Source organism: Dorea sp. BIOML-A1 (assembly GCF_009875615.1).
In the GTDB taxonomy this organism is placed as follows: Bacteria; Bacillota; Clostridia; order Lachnospirales; family Lachnospiraceae; genus Dorea_A; species Dorea_A amylophila.
On record NZ_WWSA01000023.1, the window covers coordinates 36,193 to 47,408 of the forward strand.

Sequence of the window (11,216 nt, forward strand, 5' to 3'; positions counted from 1 at the left end):
TTTTTTCCCCGGCTTCCCGGTGCTATAATGTGTCTACAATGAAACGAACGATACAAAGGTTCCGGGGAGGACGGGGAATTATTATGAAGGAATTAAAACTCACAAAATATGTACAGACGAATGCAACTGTACTGGATAATGAATTTATTGACCATTATATGGTCAGAGCGAATGGAGAGTATGTCAAAGTATATCTCCTGCTTCTCCGTCATATGAATCAGTCCTCCGGATATCTTTCTGTTTCCGAACTGGCTGATCTTCTTGAATGCACCGAGAAAGATATCCTTCGTGCATTGAGATACTGGAAAAGCGAAGGACTGCTCGATTATCTGGATGACACTCCGGATGATCCCTCACCAAAGAGCACGGCTCCTTCACCGGCAGCCTCTTCTGGATTACACGATGTGCAGTCCGGCTATATGACATCTTCCATACCTGCAGACTCTGTCTCTGACTCTGCAGCTTTGGCGTCTACAACGAACATCCAGCAGTACCGCAGCCGCAAAGAACGTGCAGAGTTCAAAGAATTACTGTTCGTAGCAGAGCAGTACCTCGGAAAGACACTTTCTGCTACTGATATTGACCAGATTACTTATTTTTATGATACACTGAATATGTCAGCTGAACTTATTGAATATCTGATTGAATATTGTGTCGAGAATGGTCATAAGAGTATGCATTATATTAATAAGGTGGCCTTATCATGGCATGAAGAAAACATAACAACTGTGAACCTTGCCAAGACAAGTTCATTTCTCTATAATAAAAATTGTTATTGTGTCCTGAATGCATATGGTATCAAAGGACGCGGTCCTGCTGCTTCTGAGATTGCTTATATCCGCAAGTGGTCAGAAGAATATGGTTTCGCTTTGGAGGTCATCCTTGAAGCCTGCGACCGCACGATGAATTCCATTCATCAGCCAAGCTTTGATTACACCGATTCCATTCTGAAGCGCTGGAAGGACAAGAACGTCCGTCAGTTGAAAGATATCGATGCGGTTGATGCTGACTACCGCAAAGAGAAAGAACGTGCAAAAGAACGCAAGAGACAACAGCAGGCTCAGAAGCCTGTAAGCAGCCAGAATAATAAGTTCAATAACTTCGATGGCCGTTCCTATGATATGAACGATCTAGAACGCCGCCTGGTTCAGCAATAAATTATACATATCAGATTTTATTATATGAATGCAAGAGAGCCTGTCACTGACAGTTTTTCTTGCATACTTAGGTATGAAGGAGTTTCCATTACATGGCACTTTCCAATTCTCAGTACGATCACTTAATGCGTACTTATGAACAAAAACAACTGGATAATGAATTTCAGCTCAGAAAACGCTATGAGAAGGCATACGCTCTCATTCCTGAATTGGAGGAAATGGATCATTCCATCTCTTCTTTAAGTGTAAAAAAGGCAAGGCTGCTTTTGGACGGAGACCAGACTGCTTTATCTTCATTAAAGTCAGAGATTGAAGAACTCTCTGCCCAAAAACCTGCACTGTTAAAATCACACGGTCTGCCCGCCAATTATCTGGAAATGCATTACCAGTGTCCCGACTGTAAGGATACCGGTTATATTGGCACACACAAATGTCACTGTTTCAAAAAAGCGATTGTAGACTATTTATACACACAATCCAATCTCAAAGATATCCTTGACAAAGAGAACTTTTCAACCTGTTCTCTGACCTATTATTCCAGAAATCATATCGATCCTCTTACCGGACGGTCTTCTCTGGAATCCATGGAAACCGCATTAAATGTCTGTCACAACTTCGTAGATACATTCTCTGAAGAATTTCATAACATACTATTGTATGGAGACACCGGTGTGGGAAAGACTTTTCTTTCCCACTGCATTGCAAAGGAATTAATGGATTCAGCTTATTCCGTTATCTACTTTACAGCAGCCGGACTTTTTGATATCCTTGCAGAGAACACATTTGGGAAACGGCAGAACAAGGATTCTGATGTATTCGAACATATCTACGACTGTGACTTACTGATCATTGATGATCTGGGAACAGAACTGCCGAATTCATTCACTGTATCCCAGCTGTTCATTTGTCTGAATGAACGTATATTGAGACAGAAATCAACCATAATATCTACCAACCTTGCATTGGATGATATAAAAACTATTTACTCGGAACGGACATTTTCACGCATCAGCAGTAATTACACCATTCTGCGTATTACCGGTGATGATATCCGTATCCAAAAAAAATTATTAAACCTGGGAGGTACTAATGATGTTACGCCGTAACGATCGTAATCTTGAGAATATACCGGTAGGAGCACTTGGACTGATCGCTCTTGACGGTTGTACAGAGATGGGAGCAAAGGTTAATGACTATCTCGTAAAATGGAGAAAAGAAGATGGACATGTTCATAAGAACGATGTTGCTTTCACAGGCTATGAGAAAGACACATACTTAATTGATGCAAAAGTTCCACGTTTTGGTTCTGGTGAAGCCAAGGGTATCATCAACGAATCTGTTCGTGGTAAAGACCTTTATCTTATGGTCGATGTATGTAACTATAGCCTGACATATTCACTGACAGGAAATGTAAATCATATGTCCCCTGACGATCATTTTCAGAACTTGAAACGTATTATTGCTGCAGTAGGTGGAAAAGGACGTCGTATCAACGTCATTATGCCATTCTTATATGAAAGCCGTCAGCACAAGAGAGGCAGCCGTGAATCTCTGGACTGTGCACTTGCTCTTCAGGAGCTTGTCCGCATGGGTGTTGACAACATTATTACTTTTGATGCACACGATCCTCGTGTACAGAATGCGATTCCATTAAATGGATTCGAGACAATCCGTCCGACTTACCAGTTCATCAAAGGTCTTCTCCGTACATTCAAAGACCTTCAGATCGACAGCGAACACATGATGGCGATCAGCCCGGATGAAGGTGCTACAGGACGTGCAATCTATCTTGCCAACGTACTTAATCTTGATATGGGTATGTTCTACAAACGTCGTGACTTCTCGCGTGTGGTAGACGGACGTAACCCAATCGTTGCCCATGAGTTCCTCGGATCGTCCGTAGAAGGAAAAGATGTAATCATTCTGGATGATATGATTTCTTCCGGTGACAGTATGTTAGATGTTGCCCGCCAGTTAAAACAGCGCAAGGCAAAACGTATCTTCTGTGCCGCTACATTCGGTCTGTTCACAAACGGACTGGAGAAATTTGACCAGGCATATGAAGAAGGTATCCTGGATGCTGTTCTGACTACCAACTTAATCTATCAGACACCGGAACTTCTGGAACGTCCATATTATATCAACTGTGACATGAGCAAATATATCGCACTTGTTATTGATACACTGAACCATGACGGTTCTATCAGCAGCATCCTGAATCCGATTGAAAGAATTCAGAATGTTGTTACTAAATATAAAAACGGCGAAGAAGTTTAAGATTCTAAAAATGCTGCCTGGAAATTCCCGGCAGCATTTTTATTTTCTATCTTACTTCAATTCAACACGTTATAGTTCTATTTTATGATAAGCAATTCCCGCTTCCTTCATCACCTGTTCTTCTCTCTTCTGACAGGTAAACAACAATACCTGTTTCTTATGTGCTTTCAGCCACTTAAGTGTCTGCAGCATTCTCTCTTCATCGTAATATGCGAACACATCATCCAGAATCACTGGCATCTCTTCTTCGCACAACAGTTCTCCGACCGCCATACGCAATGCCAGATAGATCTGTTCTACTGTTCCCCGGCTTACCTGTTCAATCTCCACCAGTTTTTCGTCTGTCACAAGCGATACATGAAGTTTTTCATCTGTGACGAGCTTTGTATATTTTCCCCCGGTGATCTCACGGATGATCGCAGAAGCCTTCTCATTCAGATCTCTTTTCAAATATCCGCGCATTGCTCCTGACAGCTGCTCCAGATGCTCTGCTGCCATCTGAACTGCCTGGCGTTTCATTTCGTATTCTCGGGATTGTTCATTGATCTCATCCAATTCTGCCAGCTGCTCTCCAAGATTATCATACTGAATTGTTTTTTCTTTCAGTTCTTCTGTAATATGGGCCTTTTCCCACCGTAACTTCTCGATCGGAACCTTTTCTTCTTCCTGCGTGATCTCTTCCAAAATGATCTCCGGTTCCGTCTTTACCTGTTTCTTTCCGACTTTCATCCGGTTCCATACATACAGGCCAAATGCAAGGAACAGTACAATCGCCACCAGATAATTCCATGGTCTCGAAAGTATGATCACTGCAGCCACGATAACCAGTGCGAATATCAGTATCTCCATCGGATGGATCCTCCATTTTTCCGGACGTATCTCATCCATGACACCTTTTCCATGTTCTCCTTCCAGCTGCCGTTCTTTCCGTTTTTCTTCCTCTTTTCCGGCTCTGTACTCCAGTTCTTCCTCCACCCGGTCGAGTTCCTCCTCCAGATGATGAACATCACGCCAGATAAACGAGACTTCCTGTTCCAGTTTTTCACGCTTCTGCTGCTTTCTGGACATCTCCATGCGAATCTCATTTTCCAGAACCTTCTTCCTGCCTTTCAGCTGTTCCAACGCCCCATTCAGATCGATCTCTCCATTGCCTGAAGTATAATAATTTGTCGCATAATTTTTCAATTCCATCGCCATACTTTCGCCCATCTGTGCATTTCTCTGACTCATGGAAACCGTATTCTCATAACGGTCAACATTCATCTCTCCAAGCAGCATCCGCAGATCCCCGTCCTCTACAGAAAGGACCTCTCCATCCTCTATACAGACAAGCTCTGCCTTTTTGGAATATTTATCAAAATTTCTTTCAATACGGAAATGTTTCCCTCCGCTTGCAAATTTCAGTGTTCCAGAATAATAATTCGGATTGTCCCACGGTTCATAGATGCTGAATGTATCATTCTGCGCCGCTCTGCCTCTTCCCCGTTCGATTCCGAAGAGCATCCCTTTGATAAAGGTATGGATCGTAGATTTTCCAGATTCATTTTCCCCATGGATCAGATTGATCCCTTCTTCCAGATTGATCTGCCGGTCATGAAATTTTCCAAAGTTTTTTAACAATAATTCATTAATCTGCATTTTTCGGTTCTAGCCTCTTCTTGTCTCCATCAACGCCCGTACTCCCTCACAGAGTGCCTGATACTCCAAGCTGTCTGCCGGATACCCCTCCAGGCTTTCAATGTATTGCCCAAGAATATTTCCTTTATTTTCATTTTTTAATTTTGTAAAATCATACGCCGGCTTTGTATGATCCGTAATCTCCACTATATTACCATAGGGATCCATATGATCCAACTCATACCAGATATCCGGATCACGATATCCGGTTAATGTGATCTTATACATATGCTGCATTCCCTGCTCTGCGATCATATCTGTAATTTTCTGCCTCAGTACATGACCGGTTACAGATTTATCCACCTTTACCTCGCAGTTTCTGTATTCCCGCAACGCATGTGGTACAAACCGGATCTGACAGCCTTTTCCGGTAATTCTTCCCTCGATATAGCCATGCCTCCCGATATCTCCTGTATCCGTCGGTTCCAGCGAACCGGCATACGCCATCCTGTTTTCCACCAACAGCTGTGGTTTATGAATATGACCGAATGCCACATAATCATAGCCAAGTGTCATAATCTGATTGCTCTTGATCGGAATATGTTTCTCATCACCGCCGTGTGCAAGCAATATCTCATATTTCTGCCGTCCTTCCGGGGCTGCATGATCATAGACCGGATCATGGATTTCTCTGGAATGATAACTGCATCCATAGACAGCCGTCTGGATCCGTTCAAGTTCCACACAATCGATCTCCTGCGAACAGATCATATGCACATGCGGTGCCCAGGAAAATGTCCTGTAATAAGAATTTTTCTTAATATAGTCATGATTGCCGGCAATCATGACCACCTCCGTATGTTCCAGCATCTCCAGTATGGAATTCATTTCTTTTAATTCTCTTAACAGGGGTTGTCTGTGAAACAGATCTCCGGCAATCAGCAACAGATCTGTCTTCTTCTGGTTACAGATTGTTATGATATCCCGAAAGCTGTCCCAGAGTTCCTGTTCTCTATTTTGACTGTAGGCGTTTCCCGCGTCCGGTTTTGCCCCTAAATGCAAGTCTGCGATGTGTATGAACTTCATCCTTGCTTCCTTCTTTCTGTTCTGTCTTTTCCTTCGATGGCAATGTCACGACAAACTGCGTCTGATTGTCATCACTTTTTGCCAGAATTCTGCCCCCATGCAGCTCCACAATCTGTTTGGCGATTGCAAGTCCGAGACCTGCGCCGCCGGTTCCCGTTGATCTGGAACCATCCACACGGTAGAACTTTTCGAATATTGTCTGAAGCATATCACCCGGAATCTTATCTCCTGCATTGGTAAATGTGATCTCGATATCCCCGTCCTTTATCTTTGCTTCAATCCGGATCTCCGTATTTGCATAGCAGTAAGCAATTGCGTTTCTTAAGATATTATCAAATACTCTTGCGAGCTTGTCCGGATCTCCGTAGATCATCAGATCTTCTTCTACATCCACTTCACAGGTCAGTTTCTTCTCCTGCAGAACTCCGTACAGCTCGTCTGCCAGCTGTTCCAGCATCATCGTGAGATCAATCTCTACCGGTTCCAATTCAATGTTCTGAAGATTATATCTGGTGATGTCAAAGAATTCGTTGATCAGTTCACCCAGCCGGATGGATTTTTCCAGGGCAATATGTGTATATGCTTCTCGTTCTTCTTCCGGCATGTCCGGATGATCTTCCAGCATCGTAAGATATGCCACAATGGAAGTCAGAGGTGTCTTCAGATCATGTGCCAGAAAAAGTACCAGGTCATTTTTCTTCTTTTCACCTTCCGTTGCTTCCAGCTCCTGCCGTTTCAATGTCGCTTTGATCTCATTTAACCGGATCTCGATAGGCTTTAATTCTGTGATCAGGTGGATGGGATCTGTTGATTCCGAGATGATATTTTCAATTCCGTGATCGATCTGATCCAGATATTTAGTCATCTGGGAAAGTGCCACATAAAAGAAAAGCGCAAAAAGGATCAGATACCCAACGATCATATAGAATGTCTTGTTATCTCCGACCAGTTTCCAATAGAGGTGGATCGCCGTCTTTTCATTTACATTCAGAAACACCAGAGCATCTACAAAAAACCTGGCAAAACTGTCATTATAAATTCCATCGATCACAAATTTGAGCAGTACCCCTCCTACCAAAACGGTAAGTGCTGTAACCAACACTGTCTGCAGGAGGATACTGAATTTCAATTTCCGATAATTATTCTTCAACCTTATAGCCCACTCCCCACACAGTCTTGATAAAATCAGACTTGCCTGTCGGTGCACTCATCTTCTCGCGGAGATGACGGATATGCACCATCACCGTGTTGTTACTGTTCTTATAATATTTCTCATGCCATACTTTCTCAAATAACTCTTCCGAGCTTATGACCTTTCCCCGGTTCTCACAGAGAAGCCAAAGGATGTCAAATTCTATCGGAGTCAGTGTCAGCGGCACTTCATTGTATACACATTCATGAGACGTACGGTTCAAAAGTAATCCTCCGAAGTCCAACACATCGCCTTCTTCCTTGGTTCCTTCGTTGTATTGTGTATATCTGCGAAGCTGTGCTTTCACTCTCGCAACTAATTCCAGTGGATTGAACGGCTTCGGAATGTAATCATCCGCTCCCAGCGTAAGTCCTGTGATCTTGTCCATGTACTCCGTCTTCGCCGTCAGCATGATCACCGGGAATGTATACTTCTGCCTAATCTGCTTCAGTATCTGGAAACCGTCAATATCCGGAAGCATGATATCCAGGATCGCGAGGTCGATCTTCATACTATTGATACAGTCCAGTGCATCCTGGCCGTTATAAAATTTGAATACTTTGTACTGATCATTCTGAAGATAAAGCTCTACTACATCAGCGATTTCCTTTTCATCGTCTACTACTAATATATTCATACTGCCCTCGATTCTATACAGGGACGGGAGATTTCCAAAAATCCCCCGTCCCCATATATATTTTTATATAAGTTTTTCAAGTGTCGTTATCCACCATTACAGTTCGCAGTTATTGACAGTTCTTGGGAACGGAATCACGTCACGGATATTACCCATTCCTGTCAGATACATTACGCATCTCTCAAATCCAAGTCCGAAACCTGCATGTCTTGTAGAACCGTATTTACGAAGATCCATGTAGAACTTGTAGTCTTCTTCCTTCAGTCCCAGTTCGTCCATTCTTGATTTCAGCTTATCGTAGTCATCCTCTCTCTGGCTTCCTCCGATAATCTCACCGATTCCCGGCACCAGACAGTCTACTGCCGCAACCGTCTTGCCGTCATCATTCAGCTTCATATAGAATGCTTTGATCTCCTTCGGATAGTCCGTCACAAACACCGGACGTTTGAAGACTTCTTCTGTCAGATATCTTTCGTGCTCTGTCTGAAGATCTGTTCCCCATGTTACTTTGTATTCGAATTTATCGTTGTGTTTTTCAAGAAGTTCAACGGCCTCTGTATATGTCACTCTTGCGAAATCAGAAGATACTACATTGTGCAGTCTCTCCAGAAGTCCCTTATCCACAAATGAATTGAAGAAATTCATCTCTTCCGGTGCATTCTCCAGTACATAATTGATGACATATTTTAACATTGCTTCTGCAACAAACATATTGTCGTCCAGATCTGCAAATGCCATCTCAGGCTCGATCATCCAGAATTCTGCCGCATGACGTGTTGTATTAGAGTTTTCTGCACGGAATGTCGGTCCGAATGTGTAAATGTTACGGAATGCCTGTGCATAAGTCTCTCCATTCAGCTGTCCGCTTACGGTAAGGCTTGTCTCTTTTCCGAAGAAATCTTTGGAATAATCTACGCTTCCGTCTTCATTCTTCGGTACATTATTCAGATCCATAGTCGTTACCTGGAACATCTCTCCCGCACCCTCACAGTCACTTCCTGTGATCAGTGGTGTATGCACATATACGAATCCTCTCTCCTGGAAGAACTTGTGAATCGCATATGCCGTCAGAGAACGTACACGGAATACTGCCTGGAACGTATTCGTTCTAGGTCTTAAATGTGCGATCGTTCTCAGATATTCAAAACTGTGGCGCTTCTTCTGAAGCGGATAATCCGGTGCCGATGCTCCTTCAACTTCTACGGTATCCGCCTGGATCTCAAATGGTTGCTTTGCCTGCGGTGTTGCTACCAGCGTACCTGTAACGATCACTGCTGCCCCGACATTTAACTTGGAAATCTCTGCAAAGTTATCCATCTTGTCATGGTATACAACCTGTAAAGGCTCAAAGAAGGTTCCGTCATTTACCACGATAAATCCGAATGCTTTGGATCCACGGATACTTCTTACCCATCCTCCGATTGTTACTTTCTGATCCATGTATGAATCTCTGTTTTTATACAATTCTCTGATTGTTGTCAATTCCATACCAATGTTTCTCCTTTTTTAAAAACTCACATATATTTCTATTATACCATATCCCCCTGGTTTATGTTATACTATATTTACTGAATTTAAAAAGTTAGGAGATTATCATATGAAGAACTTACTAGTTGCACAGTCCGGCGGACCAACTTCTGCAATCAACGCAACCCTTGCCGGAGTAGTTGAGAACGCACTTTCCAGCCCGTCCGTAGATAGGATTTACGGATCGATCAACGGAATCCAGGGAGTGCTGACTGAGAACCTGATAGATCTGAAAACTAAAATTACAAATGTATCCGAACTGGATCTTCTTTGTCAGACCCCTGCTTCTGCACTCGGCTCCTGCCGTGTGAAATTAAAAGATCCTGCTATGTGTGCAGATGAATATGAGACCATTATCTCTGTTCTTAGAAAATACAATATTGACTGCTTTATCTATATCGGTGGAAATGATTCCATGGATACAGTGGACAAGCTTTCCAAATATCTGAACGCCAAGGGAATCACAGATATTACGGTTGTCGGTGCTCCTAAGACCATCGACAATGATCTCTGCGGAACGGATCACTGTCCTGGTTTTGGTTCTGCCGCAAAATATATCGGAACTACATTTGCCGAGCTGGAACGCGACTGCCACGTATACGCAACTAAAGCAGTAACTATCGTAGAAGTCATGGGCCGTGACGCCGGATGGCTGACTGCCGCTTCCTGCCTTGCCCGTGCAAATGGTGCGAAAGGACCTGACTTCATCTATCTCTGCGAAGTACCATTCAGCATTGATACATTCTTAAAAGATGTAAAAGCAAAACTGGAAGAACAGGATGCCGTGATCATCGCTGTCAGCGAAGGCGTGAAGAACAAAGACGGCCGTTACATTTCCGAAGAAGTACAGAGCTCTGCTGTAGATTCCTTTGGTCACAGCTATATCGCCGGTGCCGCAAAGGTTCTGGAAGATGCTGTCAGAAATGAGATCGGATGCAAGGTACGTTCGATCGAACTGAACCTGATGCAGCGCTGCGCCGCACATCTTGCAAGTGCTACCGACATCCAGGAATCTAGAATGCTCGGAAAGACCGCCTGCCAGTATGCGCTCGGGGGTGCAACCGGTATGATGGCTGCTGTGATCCGTACTTCTGATAAGCCTTATGCTACAGAATTCAAGGCACTTCCAGTATGTGATATTGCCAATGCGATCAAGAGTGTGCCTGCGGATTATATTAATGATGCGGGAAATGATGTGACGGAAAAGATGGTGGATTATCTGACGCCGTTGATTCAGGGGGAAATGAATACGGTGTATGAGAACGGGATTCCGAAGTATCTTTATTTGTATTAAATTGGGATTTAATTCAGAAAAGCACGACGACCCGGACCTGCATAAAAAGTAGAAAGCCATTCCTGTTCAGGTTCCGTCGGCGGGAAATACTAAAGCGTCAAAATTATGCTAAAAACGGGCTTCCGAAATTTGCAACTCGCCATTCGGCTCAAACAGGCAAATTTCGAAAACCCAACGCATAATTTTGACGCTTAACTATTTCCAACACCTTCTTCACATTCACTGGAACGGCTTTCTACTTTTTATTCCGTGGGTGNGTAATTGGGATTTAATTCAGAAAGGCACGACGACCCGGACCTGCATAAAAAGTAGGAAGCCGTTCCTGTTCAGGTTCCGTCGGCGGGAAATACTAAAGCGTCAAAATTATGCTAAAAACGGGCTTCCGAAATTTGCAACTCGCCATTCGGCTCAAACAGGCAAATTTCGAAA

At 43.4% G+C, this 11,216-nt stretch carries 9 protein-coding genes; 4 read left to right on the forward strand and 5 right to left on the reverse strand.

Translation table 11 applies throughout. From position 1 onward, the window contains the following. Window positions 1–83 precede the first annotated feature (83 nt). The 3 genes from GT508_RS09895 (at window position 84) to GT508_RS09905 (ending at window position 3,434) form a co-directional block, all read left to right on the forward strand. Entirely contained in the window at window positions 84–1,157 is a 1,074-nt protein-coding gene (locus GT508_RS09895; RefSeq protein WP_161144135.1) for a DnaD domain protein, read from the forward strand. A 92-nt stretch (window positions 1,158–1,249) separates the two neighbouring features. Beyond that, window positions 1,250–2,263 carry an ATP-binding protein gene (locus GT508_RS09900; protein ID WP_028088351.1) on the forward strand — a complete coding sequence of 338 codons (1,014 nt, stop codon included), beginning with the start codon at window positions 1,250–1,252 and terminating at the stop codon, window positions 2,261–2,263. Continuing rightward, a complete protein-coding gene (locus GT508_RS09905; RefSeq protein WP_028088352.1) occupies window positions 2,250–3,434 on the forward strand; it encodes a ribose-phosphate pyrophosphokinase in 1,185 nt (394 codons plus the stop codon). Before GT508_RS09900 ends, GT508_RS09905 begins: the two co-directional genes overlap by 14 nt. Before the next feature lie 69 nt (window positions 3,435–3,503). Here GT508_RS09905 and GT508_RS09910 read toward each other — a convergent pair whose 3' ends face one another. The 5 genes from GT508_RS09910 to asnS all read right to left on the reverse strand — a co-directional run bounded on the left by GT508_RS09910 (window position 3,504) and on the right by asnS (window position 9,454). Then, window positions 3,504–5,072 (reverse strand): ATP-binding protein, encoded by a 1,569-nt coding sequence (locus tag GT508_RS09910; RefSeq protein WP_117598267.1) that lies wholly within the window; start codon window positions 5,070–5,072, stop codon window positions 3,504–3,506. 9 nt (window positions 5,073–5,081) lie between these two features. After that, the gene (locus GT508_RS09915) at window positions 5,082–6,137 is read right to left on the reverse strand and encodes a metallophosphoesterase family protein (RefSeq protein ID WP_161144136.1); all 1,056 of its coding nucleotides are present in this window, start codon (window positions 6,135–6,137) and stop codon (window positions 5,082–5,084) included. Then, window positions 6,064–7,287, reverse strand: a complete 1,224-nt coding sequence (locus tag GT508_RS09920; protein ID WP_028088355.1) for a sensor histidine kinase — start codon at window positions 7,285–7,287, stop codon at window positions 6,064–6,066. The genes GT508_RS09915 and GT508_RS09920 overlap by 74 nt, the downstream gene beginning before the upstream one ends. Further along, window positions 7,277–7,966, reverse strand: coding sequence for a VanR-ABDEGLN family response regulator transcription factor (gene vanR, locus GT508_RS09925; protein WP_055284751.1), 690 nt, complete (start codon window positions 7,964–7,966; stop codon window positions 7,277–7,279). Before vanR ends, GT508_RS09920 begins: the two co-directional genes overlap by 11 nt. 96 nt (window positions 7,967–8,062) lie before the next feature. Then, window positions 8,063–9,454, reverse strand: a complete 1,392-nt coding sequence (gene asnS, locus GT508_RS09930) for an asparagine--tRNA ligase (RefSeq protein WP_117598270.1) — start codon at window positions 9,452–9,454, stop codon at window positions 8,063–8,065. 109 nt (window positions 9,455–9,563) lie between these two features. Between asnS and GT508_RS09935 the strand changes: the two genes are divergently transcribed. Next, window positions 9,564–10,787, forward strand: coding sequence for a 6-phosphofructokinase (locus tag GT508_RS09935; RefSeq protein WP_161144137.1), 1,224 nt, complete (start codon window positions 9,564–9,566; stop codon window positions 10,785–10,787). The last annotated feature ends 429 nt before the right edge of the window (window positions 10,788–11,216 follow it).